Raw genomic sequence first — 18,155 nt, 5'->3', positions numbered from 1 at the left:
GCCAGGACCGTGCGGACCGTAGTACGGGTTCCCGTCGACGCACGAAAGACCTGCGAGGATCACCGGGAACCGAGCGTCAGTCTACGCCATGAGGGCGGGCGCTGGTGCCGCGGGACACGCAGAGTTCACCTTCTACGCCTCGGTGCCGAGCACTCGTCGAGCGTCGGTCACGTCGTCGGCCATCTGCAGCTTGAGCTTCTCGATGCCTTCGAAGGCGACCATGCCCCTCAGTCGCTCGACGAACTCGACCGTGACGTCGTGCCCGTACAGGTCGAGTCCGGTCTCGTCGATCACGTGCGCCTCGACCTGACGGACGAGCACGTCGTCGAACGTGGGGTTGGTGCCGACCGAGATCGCAGCCTGGTGGCGGATGCCGGTGTCGTGATCGACCAGCCACCCCGCGTACACCCCGTCGGCGGGAACGAATGCGTCGGTGATCGTCGACAGATTCGCGGTCGGGAAGCCGAGTTCGCGTCCGCGTTTGAGTCCGTGCACCACTTCACCGCGGACGTCGGGATGGCGACCGAGCACATCGGCGGCGGCGCCGACGTCTCCGGACATGAGCAGTTCGCGGATCCAGGTCGATGAGACCCGGCGATCGGAACCGGGCAGGTAGACGTCGTCGACGATCTCGACGCTGAACCCGCGACTCGGCCCCATCTCGGCGAGAAGTGCGGGCGTTCCCGCTCCCCCACGGCCGAAGCGGAAGTCCTCGCCGACGAGCACCGTCGACACCTTGAGCGCCGCCACCAGGATGTCGTCGACGAAGTCTTCTGCGCTGCGCGCAGCCAGCTCCGCGTCGAAGGTCAGGATGAGGGTGGCGTCGAGTTCCAGCTCACCCAGCAGCTCGAGCTTCCGCTCGACCGTGACGACGTTCTCGGGACAGCGATCAGGGCGCAGCACTGCCAGGGGGTTGCGGTCGAAGGTCACGGCCACGGCACGCGATCCGGATGCCGCGGCTTGGATCTTGAGCCGTTCGATCACCGCCCTGTGCCCGGCGTGCACACCGTCGAACTTGCCGATCGCCACGGCCGACGGCCCGAAGTCGACGGGGACCTCGCCCGGGTCGCGGAAGACGATCACGCGGTCACCTCGACCCGATGAGTCTCCGCGACCGCTGGCCTGTGCGTGCGAAGCCACCACAGACCGAAGATCGGCAGCACCAGCGGGATGAACACATACCCTCTGCCGAACAGCGACCACACGGTCTCGTGCTGGAAGAGCTCGGGGACGACGAGGCTCAGCACGCCGACGACGATCACCCCGGTGAGCTCGAAGACGATGGCGATCCAGGCGACGGCATACCAGCCTCTGCGCTTGGCGAGAACCAGAGCGAGTGTGGCGAGGATGTAGACGACGGCCGCCACCGCAGACAGCGAGTACGCGAGCGGCGCCTCATCGAACCGGCGGAAGATCTGCACGAAGCTTCGGCCGGTCGCAGCCAGCGCCATCACGGCGTAGACGATCACGAGGACACGACCGATGCCGGTCATCCGAGAAGGGGGTGCGGGGGTGCTCATAGCTTCGTCCATCCTAATCCGCGACGGATGCCGTGGCTTCGCGCTCAAGCGAGTTGAACGGTCCAGATGACCTGCATGCGCCACAACATGATCGCGATGGCGAGAGCTGCCACTCCGAGGATCACCGTGCTCCAACGACTGCGCTCCATCAGCGCCCAGAGCACGGCTCCGATCGGCAGCAGCACGGCCGAGACGAGATAGACCCAGTACTCGAGCAGATCACCGGTCGGAGGGTTGCCTGCGAGCGGCGCGATGATCGCGACGACCACCTGCGCGATCAGCAGCGCCTCGACGACCGCCAGGGCTCCGACCGTCACGTCGCTGGGGCGACGCCCTGTGAGCCCGGCCACGACGCAGAGCGATCCGGCAGCCACGGCGACGACGACCTGAGCGACCGTGAACCAGAGGATCATCGGACGACCTCCGGCATGTTCATGGCACTCTTCAGGTCGGCTCCGCGCTTCTCCACGACTCCGACCAGCATGCCCTCGTCGTCGATAGCGGCCGCCAGAGCGCCGTCCAGTCGAGACGCCTGCCCGGCGAGGCGCTTGCCATGCCGAAGATCGCGGGCGTCGTCGGCCGTCACGTCCAGAGGCTGCAGCACACGAGCCGCCGCCTGTGCGGGGCTCAGCAACGGTGCGCCGTCGAGATCGTCGATGCCGACGGCATCCGTCACGTCGAAATCACCCACCCTCGTGCGCCGGAGCGCGGTCAGATGACCTCCGACGCCCAATTCGGCGCCGAGATCGCGCGCGAGCGAGCGGATGTAGGTGCCCGAGGAGCAGTCGACGACCACATCGAGATCGACGACCCCGTCGCCGTCCCGTCGGGTGAGCATCTCGAAGCGCGACACGGTCACCTGTCGAGCCGCGAGCACGACCTCCTCCCCCGCGCGAACGCGGTCGTAGGCGCGCCTGCCGTCGACCTTGATCGCGGAGACCGAGCTGGGAACCTGCGAGATCACGCCGGTGAGCGAGCTGATGCCGTCGGCGATTCGCTCCTTTGTGACGGCAGCCCAGGTGTCAGCGGAAGCCCGGGTCAGGATGTCGCCATCCGCGTCGTCGGTTCCCGTCGTCTGCCCGAGCCGGATCGTGGCCTCATAGGTCTTGTCCGCACCGACGATATACGTCAGCAGACGCGTCGCACCCTCGATGCCGAGAACCAGGAGACCCGTCGCCATCGGGTCGAGCGTGCCTGCGTGCCCGATCTTGCGGGTGCCGAAGGCGCGCCGGGCGCGGGCGACGACATCATGGCTGGTGAGGCCTGCGGGTTTGTCGACGAGGAGGATGCCGGGCGAGACCATCCCTCAAGCCTACGATGCGCGCGGATTCTCAGCCGCACACCTCGTAGGACGGCTGCTCTCCGATGGTGACGACGACATCGGATGCTCCGGCTGCGCCTTCGCGGTACTCGAAGAAGATGTGCGCCTCCGCGTCGCCCGGCACCTTCAGCCACGTTCCGGCTCCTGCGGACGCAACGCCCTCCTCGGCGTCGGGATACGCCGCGAGCACCTCCTCCGTCGTGGCGCCGACTCCGAGCCCCTTGTCCGTCACGGGAGAGGGCACAGCCACCGGCGTCTCCGCAGCGGTGTAGACCGAGATCTCCCGCACCGGCGCATCCTCGCTCTCCGTTCCCCGCACGAAGAACACGCCGTAGCTCGAATCGTCGGCGTTCCACCATGCGGTCCAGGAGCAGTTCTCGTCGTTCGTCCATGTCGGCGGCAGCTCGGCCAGAGTCTCCGCGAGCCGACCGCCGATCTCGATCGGTCCCACGCCCTCCTCGCTGATGATCCAGGTGGTGGGGTCTTCGGGATCGGCTGAGGGCGACGACGTGGGCTCAGGCGATGAGGTCTGCGTCGCCGTCGAAGTCGCGCTCGAACCGGGTTCCGCCTCGCCTGCGCCGGGCGCGCAGGCTGTACCCGTAGCCAGCACGAGTCCGGTGATCAGCACGATCGCGCTACGCTGCCGTGTGTTCATCATCATCTCCTCAGGTCGTCGGCGGCATTTCGCCTAGGCTGTCGAGGTGCACTCGATGTCAACCTTCCCCGAGCGTGAGCTGCCGCTGTCGGAATGGTATCGAGGCGCCGCCCGCGACCTGCCCTGGCGCACATCGCAGTTCCATCACGTTTACGGCGCCTGGGGAACGCTCGTCAGCGAGTTCATGCTGCAGCAGACGCCCGTCAATCGAGTGATCCCACATCTGGAGGCGTGGCTGGCGCGCTGGCCGACGCCTCCGGCTCTGGCCGAGGCGACACCGGCCGACGTGGTTCAGCAGTGGGCGAACCTGGGATACCCACGACGCGCCCTGTGGCTGCACCGGGCCGCGATCGAGATCACGCAACGGCACGGCGGTGTGGTGCCACGCGACGTCGACGCGCTCCTCGCGCTGTCCGGCATCGGCGACTACACGGCGAGGGCGGTCGCGGTGTTCGCCTACGGCGACCGGCACCCCGTGGTCGACACCAACACCAGGCGGGTCCTCGCGCGCGCCGTCCAGGGGCTGGCGCAGCCTGCTCCACCGTCGCGCCGCGACCTGGCGCTGATGGAGTCGCTTCTTCCGGCATCCGACGCCGAGTCCGCCGTCTTCAACGCGGCGGCCATGGAGCTGGGCGCCACCGTCTGCACGGCGCGCTCCCCACGGTGCGATATCTGCCCGCTCGTCGAACGATGCGCATGGGTGGCCGCAGGGCGACCCGACACGGGCGACACCAGACGACGCCAGGCCGCCTTCGAGGGTTCGGACCGTCAGACGAGGGGCGCGGTGCTGCGGATGCTGCGCGAGGCGCCGACGGGATCGGTGCTGCTCAGCGCGCTCCTGCCCGACTGGCCGGACGCTCGCCAGCGTGACCGGGCGGTCGATTCGCTCATCGCCGACGGTCTCGCCGAGGCCGATGGTGAGATGCTCTCTCTTCCCCGCTGATCCTCACAGGTACTGGACCGTGCGACGCGCCAGCACCATCAGCTCCACGCGATTGCGGACGTCGAGCTTGCCGAACACCCTGCCGAGGTGCACTTCGACGGTGCGCACGGACAGCTGCAGCTCATCGCTGATCTGGCGATTCGACAGTCCGGTCACGACCTTCATCGCGACCTCGAGCTCTCGGCTCGTGAGCAGCGGCGCCCAGGCGAGTCGGCACGCGGGCAGCGAGTCGTGTGCCGCGTCTCCTCGCGTGGTCTCCTCTTCGACGAGGGCCACACGCGCAGCGGATGCTCTGGCCCAGGCGTCGGCGCCGGCGACGTCGAACAGCCGCTGCGCCGTGCGCAGATGCTCGCTCGCCGCGTCGAGTTCGTTGCGGATCACCGCGCGGATGCCGAGCATCGATTCGACCCGTGCTCGAGAGAAGGGCGACGCCAGAGCACGGGTCGCTTCGAGAAGCTCGTCGCGGTCCGCACGCCAGCGCGCATCCGTCGTCGTCGCGATCCTGGCCCGCAGTCGCTGCGCCTCTAGAAGCTCCGCAGGAGCGACCGTCCCGATCGCCGCCCCCGGGTCGCCGTCGATCGGCGCGAGTTCGTCCAGGCCCGCGACCGACAGCATCGGTGACGGACGCCCGCGATCGCTCCACAGTTTCATGAACGAGGAGGCCTCTTCGAAGGACCCGGACAGGTGCGCCTCGATCGCGCGGTCGACGAGATGGTCCAGCCGGACGGCGGGCGGAAGAGCCGCAGTCAACGCCTCTCCGAACGGCCCGACCCGCCCCAGCACCGCCAGATCGAGTCGACGGGCGAGCACCACGCCGAGACCGGCGAACGGCATCGCCACGGGGAAGATCATGGCGGCCTGCATCAGGCGCTCCCGCGCGACGCGGATGTCTCCGCGCCACATCAGCAGCAGCACTTCGACGACCGCGCGGTAGGCGTTCACCACGGGGCTGTACTCGAAGCCGGCCACGAACGGATCGATCTCGGCACCGAGCCCCGAGTCTCCCACCGCGATGAGCCGGAGTCCTGCGTCGATGTCGCCGTCGAGCGCGGATCGCAGTGCTCGCAGCATCCCTCCGCTCAGCGGACCTGCCCCGACCATCGCCTCGACGTCGGACTCCCCCGCGATCAGCCAGCTCAGCGCCACCACCGGGTCGCGCAACTCGCGCTCGGCGCCGACGATCGCGCATCCGTCGCGCAGAGCCTTGAGCCATGTGCGCATTCCGCGGCGATCGCCGCGCTCTGCGCACAGCACTGCCGCGAACGCCGTCGCACGGGTCCACGAGTACCAGTCGTCGAGATCGTCAGTGCGCGGACGGAACGAGTCAGGGTCGATCGCGGGAACGGCGCCTTGCAGGTACGCCTGCGCGATCACGAGCGCGCTGAGCCCCTGAAGCCGGTACCGTTCGGCTCCTTCGGGGAACAACGGGCCGAGCCAGGCCGCCGCCTCGGTCGCGTACCCTGCGGCGATCGCCGACGCTCCCGCCACAACCCGCGCCTCGTCGAGCACGATGCCGGCGGCGTGAGCCGCTGCTTCGCCGGCGAGCTGCAGCGCCCGCGAAGAGTGGCCGGCCTCGGAGAGCTCCCTGGCGATCCTGATGAGTTCGGGCGCCGCCTCCGGCACGCCTCGCAACGAGGCGCGAGAACGATGCCAGTCAGCGCTCACGCGATCGTCACGTGCGACGAAGATCGTCACCAGGCGCTCGTTAACCGACGCCTGGACCGCGGCGTCCGTCGTCGAGCGCACCCAGATGTCGAGCAATGGGTCGACGAAGCGCACGCGCCCCGCCCGTAGCGCGAGATGCGGTCCGATCGCGCTGAGCATGAGCTCGTCCGCGATGCGACCGTCGAAGGCCAGGAGCGGCTCGAGCTCGTCACCGAGGCACAGCGAGACGGCGAGGAGCAGGTCACGGTCACGATCGTCCAGCTCGAGGCTGTCGTACTTCGCCTGGATCGTGGGGACCATCGGCAGCGGAGCGGGCAGCGGCCGCAGTCCGAATCTCGCAGGCGGGTCGAGCCGGGCGATCATCTCCCGAATCGTCGGAGTGTCTCCCCCGAGCTGGACGACGATGCGCACCAGAACGTGCGGCGCGCAGGTCAGATCCTGTCTGCGCAGCTCGTCGAGAAGCGCCGCCACGGATGCGGGCGTGATGGGCGCCGATCCTGGCGCGCTCCAAGCGTCTATGCTGATCCCCCCTCAGCTGCGCGGACACCTTGCCGCACAGCTGAGGTTAGCAAACGGGATCAGTCTTCGTCGTCTGCGCGCACGTAGGGATCAGCGTCGCCCGCGTGCGAGGCGGACGATGCCAGCTTGGCGACCTGCGCGTCGTGCTCCTGAGCCTGACGCAGCAGGGCACCGATGTGGTCCGCGTTCTCCGGCAGCGCATCGGGGATGAACTCCAGGGTGGGTACCAGACGTGTGCTCAGCTGACGCCCCACCTCGGTGCGCAGCATCCCCGTCGCCGAGGTGAGCGCGGCGCCGCTCGCGAGGCGCTCCTCTTCCGTGCCCAGGACCGTGTAGAACGCCGAGGCGTGCTGGAGGTCACCCGAGACGCGCACATCCGTGATCGTGACGAAGCCGAGGCGCGGATCGCGCAGTCCCTTCTCGAGACGCTCTGCCAGGATCACGCGGATGCGGTCCGCGAGGCGTGCCTGTCTTTCACCAGCCATTGTCTTCTCCCTCTGAGAAAAGCCTACGGGCGTCCTCGCCTCTCCTGACTCGCGAGCCAGGAGAGGCGAAGGACGCCCAGAGGCTGTCGTATCCGATCAGCCGCGAGGCTTCTCGACCAGCTCGGTGGTCTCGATCTCGTCGCCGATCTGGATGTCGTTGTACTTGCCGAGGCCGATACCGGCTTCGTAGTCCGTGCGGACCTCGGTGACATCGTCCTTGAACCGGCGCAGCGACTCGATGGCGAGTCCGTCGGCGAGCACCACACCGTCGCGGATGACGCGGGCCTTGGCGTTCCGCGTGATCGTTCCCGACCGCACGATGACACCGGCGATGTTGCCGAACTTCGAGGAGCGGAACACCTCGCGGATCTCGGCGACACCCGACTGGACCTCTTCGTACTCCGGCTTGAGCATGCCCTTGAGCGAGCTCTCGATCTCGTCGATCGCGTTGTAGATGACCGAGTAGAAGCGGATGTCCACGCCTTCACGCTGGGCGCGCTCGCGCGCCTTCGTGTCGGGGCGGACGTTGAAGCCCACGATGATCGCGTTGTCGATCGTCGCGAGGTTGACGTCGGACTCGGTGATCGCACCCACACCGCGGTGGATGATGCGCAGCTGCACCGATTCGTCGACCTCGATCTTGAGCAGTGACTCCTCCAGCGCCTCGACGGCACCGGACACGTCGCCCTTGATGATGAGGTTGAGCGATTCGACCTTGCCCTCTTCGAGAGCGCGGGTGAAGTCCTCGAGCGAGATCCGCTTGCGGGCCTTGGCCAGCTGCGCATTACGCTCGACCGCTTCACGCTTCTCGGCGATCTGGCGGGCCATCCGGTCCTCTTCGGTGACGATGAACACGTCGCCGGCGCGGGGCACGGAGTTCAGACCCTGCACCTGCACGGGGCGCGACGGGTAGGCCTCGAGAACGGCGTCGCCGTTTTCGTCGGCCATGGCACGCACGCGGCCGTAGGCGGTGCCTGCGACGATCGCGTCACCGACACGGAGCGTTCCGGACTGGATCAGCACTGTGGCGACCGCACCGCGGCCCTTGTCGAGCTTCGCCTCGATGGCGACACCACGAGCGGCCTTGTTCGGGTTGGCCGTGAGGTCGAGACCCGCGTCTGCGGTGAGCAGCACGGCGTCCAGGAGGTCCTGGATGCCGGTGCCGGCACGAGCCGAGACATCGACGAACATGACGTCCCCGCCGTACTCCTCGGCGACCAGACCATACTCGGTGAGCTGCTGACGCACCTTGGCCGGGTTGGCTTCGGGCTTGTCGACCTTGTTCACCGCGACCACGATCGGCACGTTCGCCGCCTGGGCGTGGTTCAGCGCCTCGACCGTCTGCGGCATGATGCCGTCATCGGCCGCGACCACGAGGATCGCCAGGTCCGTGACCTGCGCACCACGAGCACGCATGGCGGTGAACGCCTCGTGACCCGGGGTGTCGATGAAGGTGATGGCACGCTCGATGCCTTCGTGCTCGGTCCAGACCTGGTACGCACCGATGTGCTGGGTGATGCCGCCGGCCTCGCCCTCGATGACGTTGGTCTGGCGGATCGCGTCGAGCAGTCGCGTCTTACCGTGGTCGACGTGACCCATGACCGTGACGACCGGAGGACGGATCTCGAGGTCGTCGTCGCTCTCGTTCTCCAGCTCGGCCTCGAGGTCCAGGCCGAAGCCCTCGAGGAGCTCTTTGTCCTCGTCCTCGGGCGAGACCATCTGCACCTTGTAGCCGAGCTCGGCACCGAGGACCTCGAAGGTCGCCTCATCCAGCGACTCGGTGGCCGTGGCCATCTCGCCGAGGTTGAAGAGGATGGTGACGAGGGTTCCGGGCTGCACCGTGTAACCGGTCAGCGTCTCGATCTTGTCTGCGAAGTCCGAGATCGACGCGCCGCGGCGCATGCGGATGATCTCCCCGTTGCCACGGGTGACGTTGACGCCGCCGACGACCGGAGCGCTCCGCATCTCGAACTCTTGCCGCTTGGCCCGACGCGACTTGCGCTGCTTGCTCTTGCCGCCGCCCTTGCCGAAGGCGCCTGCGGTGCCGCCGCCGGGTCCACGACCACGACCGCCGCCACCACCGGGACGACCGGCGAAACCGCCGCCGGGACGTGCACCGGGACCGCCGCCGGGAGCGCCTGCACCACCGGGACGACCGGGGCCGCCGGGACGCTGCTGGAACGGAGCGCCGGGGCGACCGCCCTGACCGCCGCGCGGAGCTCCAGGACGGGGAGCACCCGGACGCGGAGCACCCGGACGCGGAGCGCCGGGACGCGGCGCCTGCGGGCGCGGGATGTTACCGGGAGTGGGACGCTGACCCATGCCCTGCGCCGAGGCGAAGGGGTTGTTGCCGGGTCGCGGACCTGCGGGGCGCTGACCCATCCCCTGCGAGGAGGAGAACGGGTTGTTGCCGGGGCGGGGAGCGCCGGGCTTCGGCGCCGCGTTGTCTGCGGGCTTGGGCGCTGCGGGACCGGGCTTGGCTGCCGCTGCGGGAGCGGCGGCGGGAGCCTCGGGGGCCGCCTCGACGGGAGCCGCCTCGGGGGCGGGCTCAGGCGCCGGTGCCGGCTTGGGGCCGGGCTTCGGGCCAGGCGTCGGCGCGCCGGACTTCGCGGCTGCCGGCTTGGCAGCCGCGGGCTTCGCGGCGGGGGCAGCGTCGGCTGCCGGCTTCAGCGAAGCGTCGGACTCGATCGCCGCGCGCAGCTTGCGCGCCACGGGCGGTTCGATGGTGGAAGACGGGCTCTTGACGAATTCGCCGAGCTCCTTGAGCTTTGCAAGTGCGACCTTGCTGTCGACGCCGAGTTCGGCGGCGATCTCATGTACGCGTGGTTTACCAGCCACAATTCTCCTGTCTGGGGTCGGTCTGCCCCAGACAGGGCAGACCATCAGTCGCGGACGGGTCTCATTTCGAGCCGTTCACTTTGTTTCCATAGCTGTTCAGCCTTTGTTTCTGAATGGATACTGTTCGATGGTCTGCGTGTCCACAGTGGCGGACACACGCAGTGCTCGTCCGAAAGCACGTCGCCGCAGTGCGGCTTCCATGCATTCCCGCGTCGGATGCAGCCACGCGCCTCGCCCTGGCAGCACGGCGCCTTCATCGATGATGAGGATGTCGTCCTGAGACACCACTCTGAGCAGAGTGGCGCGGGGAGCACGCGTGCGACAGCCGACGCACGTTCGTACGGGTTCCATCTTACACCTGCGTTTCACCCGGGACCGACGCCCTCGAGGCGAGTCCGGGAAGCGGATCAGTCGAGGATGCTGTCCGGCTGGATGTCGATCTTGGCTCCGGTGAGCTTCGCGGCCAGGCGGGCGTTCTGCCCCTCCTTGCCGATCGCCAGCGAGAGCTGGTAGTCCGGAACCAGCGCACGCACGGCCTTCGTGCCGGCATCCAGGATGAACGAACTGGTCACCCGTGCAGGCGACAACGCGTTGGCGACGAACGCCGCCAGCTCGGGGTTGTAGTCGATGATGTCGATCTTCTCGCCGGCGAGTTCCTCCGTGACGGCACGGACACGACGACCGAGCTCTCCGATGCACGCACCCTTGGCGTTGATCGCGGGATCGTTGGCCTTGACCGCGATCTTTGTGCGGTGGCCGGCCTCACGGGCGAGCGACACGATCTCGACCAGGCCGGCGGCGATCTCGGGCACCTCGAGGGCGAACAGCTTGCGAACCAGCCCGGGGTGGGTGCGCGACACGGTGATCTGCGGCCCCTTCAGCCCCTTGGCGACGCTCGTGACGTAGACGCGCACGCGCGAACCGTGTGTGTACTCCTCACCCGGCACCTGCTCCTCAGGCGGCAGGATCGCCTCGACAGACCCGAGATCGACGTGGATCATCCGCGGGTTGGGGCCCTGCTGGACGACGCCGGCGACGATGTCGCCCTCCTTGCCACGGAACTCTCCGAGCACGGCGTCGTCGGCGATGTCGCGGAGCCGCTGACTGATGACCTGCTTCGCGGCGAACGCGGCGATGCGTCCGAAGTCGTCGGGCGTGGCATCCTCTTCGCCGATGATCGCGCCCTCGTCGTCCTTCACGACCTGCAGAACGGCGACGTGGCCGCTCTTGCGATCGAGATCGACGCGGACGCCTTCGGGAGCAGGACCGTCGCCGGCCACGTGCTTGTTGTAGGCCGTCAGGATGGCCTGTTCGATGATCGACACCAATTCGTCGAAGGGGATCGCCTTCTCTTTCTCGATCCCACGCAGCAGACTCAGTTCGATGTCCATGACGGCCTCTCTATTCAGCTCTCGCCTCGCGCGATGAACCGCGGGCATCCGTCCAGGATACCGGACAGCGCGGGACCGATGCGCATCACGAGCCTCCTGGCCGGACGCTTTCCGTCCGGCCAGGAGGCTCGCGGTGTCGGAGACCGGTGAGTCCCGGATCAGGCGCGGTAGGCCTGCACGACGGCGGGTCGCGGAGCAGTGGGGACGTCGCCGGGTGCGCTCGATCCGTAGTCGGGGAAGAGCGAGTGCGGGGCCTCGAACGTGCCGTCCTCGCCGGGGTGCTGCACAGCTACGAACACCAGCCCCTCTTTGTCGTGGATGACAGGGCCGCAGGTCTCCGCATCGCGCGGGACGGCCAGGAACTGCTGCACGTGCCCGCGCTCCGCGCCGGTGAGCGGTACCTTGAACAGCCCGTCAGCGCGGCCGATCGTGCTCGGCGCGCCGTCCGTCGAGATCCAGAGGTTTCCTTCGGAGTCGAACGCGACGTTGTCGGGGCAGGAGATCGGCGAGACGAGCTCCTTCGGGAAGCCGGCGAAGTACGCGTTCCCGAACGTGGACGGATCGCCGCACAGCAGCAGGATGCTCCAGCCGAACGTCGTACCGGCTTGCCCTGATGTCTCGGTCATCTCGACGACATGGCCGTAGCGGTTCCCGGTGACCGGGTTGGCCTCGTCGACCACCTTGCGGTTCGAGTTGTTCGTGAGCGCGACGTAGATCTTGCCCGTCAGAGGGCTCGGCTGGACGTCTTCGGGGCGGTCCATCTTGGTGGGGCCGACGGCATCCGCCGCGAGGCGCGTGTACACCAGCACTCGCTCGGTGCTGAATCCGGGTACCACGCTCTTCCCACCCTGCGTGAGCGGGATCCACGAGCCCGTGCCGTCGAATGCCCCGTCGGAGGGAAGCGCCCCGGTGCCGGAGATCTCGGAAGCCGGCGAGTTCCCGGTGAACTTCGCGACGTACAGGTCGCCCTCGCTCAGCAGAGACAGGTTCTTCTTCCGCGAGCCGGAGATGCGGTTCTTCGACACGAACTTGTAGAGGTAGTCGTTGCGCTCGTCATCGCCCATGTACGCGACGACCCGTCCGTCCTCCGCCACGTGGATGTTGGCGCCCTCGTGCTTGAAGCGCCCCATCGCGGTGTGTTTGCGAGGTGTCGAGGTGGGATCCTGCGGATCGATCTCGACGATGTACCCGAAGCGGTTGGGCTCGTTGACGTAGGCGGGATCGTGCGCGTTGAAGCGCGGATCGTAGGTCTCCCACCCCGTCGAGGTGGACGTGGTGCTGGTGCCGGAGTACCGCTTCTGCTCAGCGCGTGTCGGCCGCCCAGGCGAAGTACCCGTTGAAGTTCTCCTCGCCGGAGAGGATCGTGCCCCACGGCGTCGTTCCACCCGAGCAGTTGCCCAGAGTGCCGTGGACCCAGCGCCCTTCCGGATCGGCGGCGGTCTTCACCAGCTCGGTGCCCGCTGCGGGCCCGGTCAGCTCGAACACGGTCTCGACCGTGATGCGGCGGTTGCGGCGGCCGTCGACGACGTACGACCACGGCTGGCCCACCTTGCGACGGCTGATGTCGACGACCGACATGCCCTGGGCGGCCTTGTAGATGTCGCCCCGGCGCCGCAGTTCGGCGGCGTCCGTCGTCGCGGGGAACATGATGTTCGGGTTCACGTACTCGTGGTTGTTCACCAGCACGCCGGTCTTGCCGCTCGGGTCGGCGACGATGTCGAGGTAGTCGCTGTTGTAGCCGAACTGCTCGGCCTGGGCCTGCGGAGTCTGGGCGGCGAGATTGAACGCCGGCGTGCGGGAGAACAGCGGATCGCCCCAGCGGATGATCGGCTTCCAGGTGAAGCCGTCCGGCACAGTGAGGGCATCGACGTCCGCGGGGACCGATGCGATGGGGCCGAACGAGAGCCCGGCGGTGCCGGGCTTGCCGGATGCGACGCCCGCTCCGCCGACGCCGATCGCGCCGGGAGAGGACACAGGCGTGTCGCGACCCACCCCGACAGCCAGCGCCACTGCCGCCGCGGCGCCGAGGCCGAAGAGCGCGCGGCGCGAGAAGACCGCGGAGGCGATGGATCGGAAGTCCTCGTTCGCGGAGGTGTTGCATTCCGGCCCGAGGCACGCGTTCGCGCACTTCAACTCGCAGGTGACGGCCGAGCGCTTCCCACGCACGTGATCGGCCATCGGGAGCGGGCGGCGGGTGTGGTCTGCCAGGGTCATCGGGTCCTCCTCGTCGGGATGCTGCCGGAACAGCTTCCTGGCTCGAGGTGACGCTGCGGTGAACGCTCTCTTAACCCTTGCCGATCAGGTCGCCGAAGGCAGTGCGTTGATCGCGTCGATCAGGCGGAACAGGTTGCCCACCTGCCACTGGTCGAAGTGCAGCGCCAGCCGCGGCAGGTCGAGCAGATCTTGGTCGCCGACCTCCGGAGCGAGCGGTGCGGCCCGCTCGATGCGCCCGGAGAGCAGCATCGACGCGAACCTCGCGTTCAGGTCGTCGATCTCAGCATCCGTCGGTTCCGCCTTCAACCGGAGGACCAGAGTCTGGCCCACCCAGCGGAGAGAGTCGTAGTTTCGCCAGAATCCAGTGATCCGTGCGGTGGCTTCCTCGATCGAATCGGTGATCATGACCCGGTCGAAGTCTCCTTCGGAGATCACGCCGGTGGGTGCCAGATCCTCGTCGATGAATCGCTTGAGGCCCTTCCAGAATCTGCCGTCCTGCTCGTCGAGCAGCACGATCGGCATCGGCTCGGCCTTGCCCGTCTGCTGCAGGGTGAGCAGCTCGAACATCTCGTCGAGCGTGCCGAAACCGCCGGGCAGGCAGATGAACCCTCGGGACTCCTTCATGAGCATGAGCTTGCGGGTGAAGAAGTACTTCATCGCGACGACGTGGTCGGAGGCTTCGACGACCGCATTCGCCTTCTCCTCGAACGGCAACCGGATCGACACGCCGAGCGAGAGCGCGGGACCCGCGCCCTCGGCCGCCGCCTGCATGATCCCGGGGCCCGCACCGGTCACGACCATCCAGCCGTCGGCCGCGAGCGCCGCCGCGACGTCTCTCGCCTGCACGTACAGCGGATCGTCGTGCCTGGTACGTGCGGATCCGAACACTGTGACCTTCGGGATCCCCTCATAGGGGGCGAACAGCCGGAAAGCATCGCGCATCTCGGCGAGGGCGGCCGAAGCGATCTTCAGATCGAGACGACTCGTCCCGTCCTCCCCGAGCAGCACGGCTGTTCGCAGCATCCGCATCACCAGCCGGCGATCGGCGTGCACCCCTGCGTCGTCCAGGACTCGGTTGATCTCGGCGCTGAGCGCTGCCGGCAGCGGTTCCTCGGTCATGCCTCCAGCGTGTCATGCTCCGTGCGCGACAGACGACGCAACGCCGTCCGCGTCAGCGGGCGCCGACCTCCTCTACGACCGCCCTGATCTGCGCATGAGGCAGTGCGTGGCTGACGTGCCCGTCGCGACCGACCATGTCACGCGCGGCGACGAGCGCATTCCACACTGCCTCGTCGACAGCCTCCACCACCGCCGTGAGGAACGGATCGATCCGACCCCACGGGATGAAGCGAAGAGTCTCGTATTCCGCTTCGGCGGATGCCGGGAACGACGAGGTCAACGCCCCCTCGTTCGCGGTCGAGAAGGCGAGCATGATGTCACCGGAGAAGTGCCCGCCGACCGTGCCGCTGCGCCCGAGACCGACGGTGCCTCGTCTGGCGAGCGCGGCACACTGACCGGGTAGCATCGGCGCGTCTGTCGCGATCACGACGATGGCCGAGCCCGCCCCTCCGGGCGCGCAGAGACGCTCACGCTCACGGTGGAACCAGCCCTCCTCCTCGATCGGATTCGGGGTGGTCGAGCGCGCCCCGATGTCTGCACCCCCGAGCCGGAGCTCGGCGCGGGATCCGAAGTTCGCTTGGATGAGCACCCCGACCGTGTACTCGTCATCACCGTGCGCGATGACGCGCGAAGCGGTGCCGGTGCCACCCTTGAACCCGTAGCAGTTCATACCGGTGCCGCCGCCGACGTTCCCCTCCGCGACCGGACCGTTCGCAGCCGCATCGAGCGCTGCGACCGCATCGTCAGGGGCGACGTGCCGGCCATTGATGTCGTTCAGATAGCCGTCCCAGGTCTCCCCCACCACCGGCAGCATCCACTGTGCGGCGACATGCGGGGCGGCGTCCGCCATCCATCGATCGATCCCGGTGTGCACGGCGCCGACCGAGTGCGAGCTGGTGATTCCGATCGGCATCGAGAGCGATCCGGATTCGTCGATCCAGGCGCGCCCCGTGAGCTCCCCGTTGCCATTGAACGCAATGCACGGCAGCCGCGCAGGGCCGGCCGATCCCCTCGCGTCCTCGCGGAAGTATCGCGGTCACCCCGGTGCGAACGGCACCGGCCCCTTCCCCGCTCACCAGCGTCTGGAATCCGACTGCCAGCCGGGGTACATCAGTGATGGCGTTGAACGGACCCGGTCGACCATCGAAGCGGATGCCGAGCGAGCGCGCTCGCACCGGAAGCGAGTCATTTGGTCCGGACATCACGGACATGGGGGCTCCTTTGAACATGAACAGACGTTCAGACTCTAGCCCTTGTTTCTAGAAATTGCTTGACTTTGGAGGTCGCGTGCTTTTGACTCACTGTTCAGGTTGACCGCAGGGGCAGCCTCTCACCTCTCTCGAGATCGCGGAGCCCGCAGATGTCTCAGCAGAACCCCTCTTCGTCCGCCGTGACGACCTCCACCACGCTCGCTCAACGCAGACTCGGCGTGTGGGCGATCGTCTTCTTCGTGGTCTCCGCGGCCGCGCCACTGACAGTGGTGGCGAGTGCCGCGTCCACCGGCTTCCGCTTGGCGGGGATCGGCGGGCCCGGCGCGATGCTCGCCTGCGGTGTCGTGCTGATCCTGTTCGCCTTCGGATTCACGGCGATGTCCCGCTACGTGCGGAACACCGGAGCCTTCTACGTATACGGTGCGCGCGGTCTGGGGAAGCCCGTCGGCATCGGCATCGTGTTCGTCACGATCTTCTCGTACGCGGCGCTCTGCATCTGCTTCTACGGCTTCGTCGGATTCTTCGGCGAGATGACCTTCGCCGCCTTGTTCGGTGTCGAGCTGCCCTGGACTGTGTACGCCGTCGTGGCCCTGGTGATCGTCGGCGTTCTGGGCTATCGCAAGATCGACGTCGGTGCGAAGGTGCTCGCCGTGCTGCTCACCGCCGAGGTCGCCATCCTGCTCGTCCTCGCGATCGCCGTGCTGATACAGGGCGGACCGGAGCCGACCTCCTTCGCGTCGTTCGCCCCTGAGAATGTGTTCCTCGCAGCGGGAAGCGGCGCGCTGTTCGTGTTCGGCTTCGGCGCCTATCTGGGTTTTGAGAGCACGGCGATCTACGCGGAGGAGGCGAAGGATCCGCGTCGAACCGTGCCGGCCGCGACATACATCGCGATCGCATTCCTGGCAGTGTTCTACGCATTCACCTTCTGGGTGCTCACCGTCGCTTTCGGCATCGACGGAGTGGTCACCCTGGCGCTGCAGGACGATTTCCAGGACATGGTTTTCCACGCAGGCGACCAGTACCTGGGCATCTGGGCTTCGATCGCTATGCGCGTACTCATCGTGACGAGTTTCTTCGCCTGCCTGCTCGCCTTCCACAACGCCAGCTCCCGCTACCTGTTCTCGGTCGGCCGTGAGCGTCTGCTTCCGTCGTGGCTCGCTCAGACGCAGCCGGACTCGCAGGCACCCCATCATGCGAGCCTCGTCATGTCACTGATCTCACTCGCCACCATCGCTGCGACCCTGATCACGGGTTCCGATCCCTTCCTCGGATTCGCACTGCCCGTGTACTCCGTGGGCGTAGCGGGCCTCGTCTTCGCCCAGGCGGTGACAGCGGTCGCGGTCGTCGGGTTCTTCCTGCGCGACCGGCGAGGACACAGCTGGTGGCGAGTGATCTTCGCGCCCGCGCTCGGCGGCGTCGGACTCATCATCGGCTGGGTGCTGATCGCCATGAACTTCGACCTCGTCACGGGCCTCACAGGGCCAGTGAACTTCGCGCTCCTGGCGCCCACCCCAGTGCTGTTCGCCGCCGGCATCGTGGCCGGGCTGGTGCTCAAGCGGCGCAATCCCCCGCACTATGCTGAACTCACCACGCTCGTTCTGGACGACGAGTGAGGCCGGGCACCGGGAGGGCTACGTGGTCGAGCAGAGAGGGCGCGCAGCACGACGTGCCGAACTGATCTCGGCGACCAGAAGGGTGGCCGGGCGCAGCGGCCTCACACGCACGAACGTCAGAGCGGTCGCGGCCGAGGCCTCTGTGAGCACCGGGAGCGTCCTGTACTACTTCCCGACGTTCGACGATCTGATGTACGCGACGGTCGAGGGCGTGCTCGAGGAGATGTACGAGAAGCGTCGGATGATCGCGGAATCCGAGCCCGACCCCGCGAAGCGGCTGGTCGCGCTCATCGTCGCGGGCGTTCCCGATGAGATCAGCGATCACCTCCGGATGGCTTACGAGAGCATCCCGCTCTTGCGCGAACAGCCCGAATATCGTCCGCTGCACCGATCAATCGTGGAGCGGCAGGTCGCACTCTTCCGTTCGACGATCGAGATCGGGGCGGCCATCGGCGTCTTCCGCCCGACGGCAGACCTGACGATGATCGCGCGCAACATCGTCGCCCTCGAAGACGCCTACGACCTCTACCCTCTGATCGGTCTGGAGCACGGCGCGGCCACATATCGGGCCAACATCCTGTCCTATGCGCGGACCGCACTGGCCTGCGAGCTGGACCTCCAGGCTTCGCCATGATGCACGAGAGCCGCACCGCCCTCTCCG

At 67.7% G+C, this 18,155-nt stretch carries 15 protein-coding genes and 2 pseudogenes; 3 read left to right on the top strand and 14 right to left on the bottom strand.

Features of this window, described 5'->3' with window-relative positions; genetic code table 11:
- Nucleotides 1-132: 132 nt before the first annotated feature.
- From QFZ53_RS10730 to QFZ53_RS10710, 5 genes are all read right to left on the bottom strand, one after another.
- Entirely contained in the window at nt 133-1,083 is a 951-nt protein-coding gene (locus QFZ53_RS10730) for a bifunctional riboflavin kinase/FAD synthetase (RefSeq protein WP_307296193.1), read from the bottom strand.
- On the bottom strand, nt 1,080-1,493 hold the full coding sequence (locus QFZ53_RS10725; protein WP_373426326.1) for a hypothetical protein: 414 nt from the start codon (nt 1,491-1,493) through the stop codon (nt 1,080-1,082). The genes QFZ53_RS10730 and QFZ53_RS10725 overlap by 4 nt, the downstream gene beginning before the upstream one ends.
- Before the next feature lie 71 nt (nt 1,494-1,564).
- Nucleotides 1,565-1,933, bottom strand: a complete 369-nt coding sequence (locus QFZ53_RS10720; RefSeq protein ID WP_307296191.1) for a hypothetical protein — start codon at nt 1,931-1,933, stop codon at nt 1,565-1,567.
- The gene (gene truB, locus QFZ53_RS10715; protein WP_307296188.1) at nt 1,930-2,823 is read right to left on the bottom strand and encodes a tRNA pseudouridine(55) synthase TruB; all 894 of its coding nucleotides are present in this window, start codon (nt 2,821-2,823) and stop codon (nt 1,930-1,932) included. The genes QFZ53_RS10720 and truB overlap by 4 nt, the downstream gene beginning before the upstream one ends.
- Before the next feature lie 28 nt (nt 2,824-2,851).
- Nucleotides 2,852-3,496, bottom strand: coding sequence for a hypothetical protein (locus QFZ53_RS10710; protein WP_307296186.1), 645 nt, complete (start codon nt 3,494-3,496; stop codon nt 2,852-2,854).
- 55 nt (nt 3,497-3,551) lie between these two features.
- Between QFZ53_RS10710 and QFZ53_RS10705 the strand changes: the two genes are divergently transcribed.
- Nucleotides 3,552-4,439 (top strand): A/G-specific adenine glycosylase, encoded by an 888-nt coding sequence (locus QFZ53_RS10705; RefSeq protein ID WP_307296184.1) that lies wholly within the window; start codon nt 3,552-3,554, stop codon nt 4,437-4,439.
- 3 nt (nt 4,440-4,442) lie between these two features.
- Here the strand turns inward: QFZ53_RS10705 and QFZ53_RS10700 are convergent, their stop codons facing one another.
- The 9 genes and pseudogenes from QFZ53_RS10700 to QFZ53_RS10660 all read right to left on the bottom strand — a co-directional run.
- Entirely contained in the window at nt 4,443-6,575 is a 2,133-nt protein-coding gene (locus tag QFZ53_RS10700; protein ID WP_307296181.1) for a helix-turn-helix transcriptional regulator, read from the bottom strand.
- A gap of 107 nt (nt 6,576-6,682) precedes the next feature.
- Nucleotides 6,683-7,108 (bottom strand): 30S ribosome-binding factor RbfA, encoded by a 426-nt coding sequence (rbfA, locus tag QFZ53_RS10695; RefSeq protein ID WP_292905760.1) that lies wholly within the window; start codon nt 7,106-7,108, stop codon nt 6,683-6,685.
- Between the two features lie 96 nt (nt 7,109-7,204).
- Nucleotides 7,205-9,991 (bottom strand): translation initiation factor IF-2, encoded by a 2,787-nt coding sequence (infB, locus tag QFZ53_RS10690; RefSeq protein ID WP_307296178.1) that lies wholly within the window; start codon nt 9,989-9,991, stop codon nt 7,205-7,207.
- A gap of 51 nt (nt 9,992-10,042) precedes the next feature.
- Nucleotides 10,043-10,297, bottom strand: a complete 255-nt coding sequence (locus QFZ53_RS10685; protein WP_307296175.1) for a YlxR family protein — start codon at nt 10,295-10,297, stop codon at nt 10,043-10,045.
- 56 nt (nt 10,298-10,353) lie between these two features.
- On the bottom strand, nt 10,354-11,337 hold the full coding sequence (nusA, locus tag QFZ53_RS10680; protein ID WP_307296172.1) for a transcription termination factor NusA: 984 nt from the start codon (nt 11,335-11,337) through the stop codon (nt 10,354-10,356).
- Between the two features lie 158 nt (nt 11,338-11,495).
- Nucleotides 11,496-13,551, bottom strand: a pseudogene (locus tag QFZ53_RS10675) (PhoX family protein).
- A gap of 84 nt (nt 13,552-13,635) precedes the next feature.
- Nucleotides 13,636-14,670, bottom strand: coding sequence for an LOG family protein (locus QFZ53_RS10670; protein WP_292905750.1), 1,035 nt, complete (start codon nt 14,668-14,670; stop codon nt 13,636-13,638).
- A 52-nt stretch (nt 14,671-14,722) separates the two neighbouring features.
- Nucleotides 14,723-15,607 carry a P1 family peptidase gene (locus QFZ53_RS10665; protein WP_307299388.1) on the bottom strand — a complete coding sequence of 295 codons (885 nt, stop codon included), beginning with the start codon at nt 15,605-15,607 and terminating at the stop codon, nt 14,723-14,725.
- 103 nt (nt 15,608-15,710) lie between these two features.
- Nucleotides 15,711-15,872: pseudogene (locus QFZ53_RS10660) on the bottom strand (hypothetical protein); the annotation flags it as partial.
- Nucleotides 15,873-16,030: 158 nt separating this feature from the next.
- Here QFZ53_RS10660 and QFZ53_RS10655 point away from each other — a divergent pair.
- The gene (locus tag QFZ53_RS10655) at nt 16,031-17,494 is read left to right on the top strand and encodes an APC family permease (protein ID WP_307296170.1); all 1,464 of its coding nucleotides are present in this window, start codon (nt 16,031-16,033) and stop codon (nt 17,492-17,494) included.
- Nucleotides 17,457-18,128, top strand: a complete 672-nt coding sequence (locus QFZ53_RS10650) for a TetR/AcrR family transcriptional regulator (RefSeq protein ID WP_307296168.1) — start codon at nt 17,457-17,459, stop codon at nt 18,126-18,128. The genes QFZ53_RS10655 and QFZ53_RS10650 overlap by 38 nt, the downstream gene beginning before the upstream one ends.
- Nucleotides 18,129-18,155: the final 27 nt, after the last annotated feature.

Origin of the sequence: Microbacterium natoriense, assembly GCF_030816295.1 — a bacterium.
Lineage (GTDB): Bacteria > Actinomycetota > Actinomycetes > Actinomycetales > Microbacteriaceae > Microbacterium > Microbacterium natoriense_A.
Note: the sequence above shows the minus strand (reverse complement) of the source record. Positions and strands in the feature narration are given on the sequence as shown.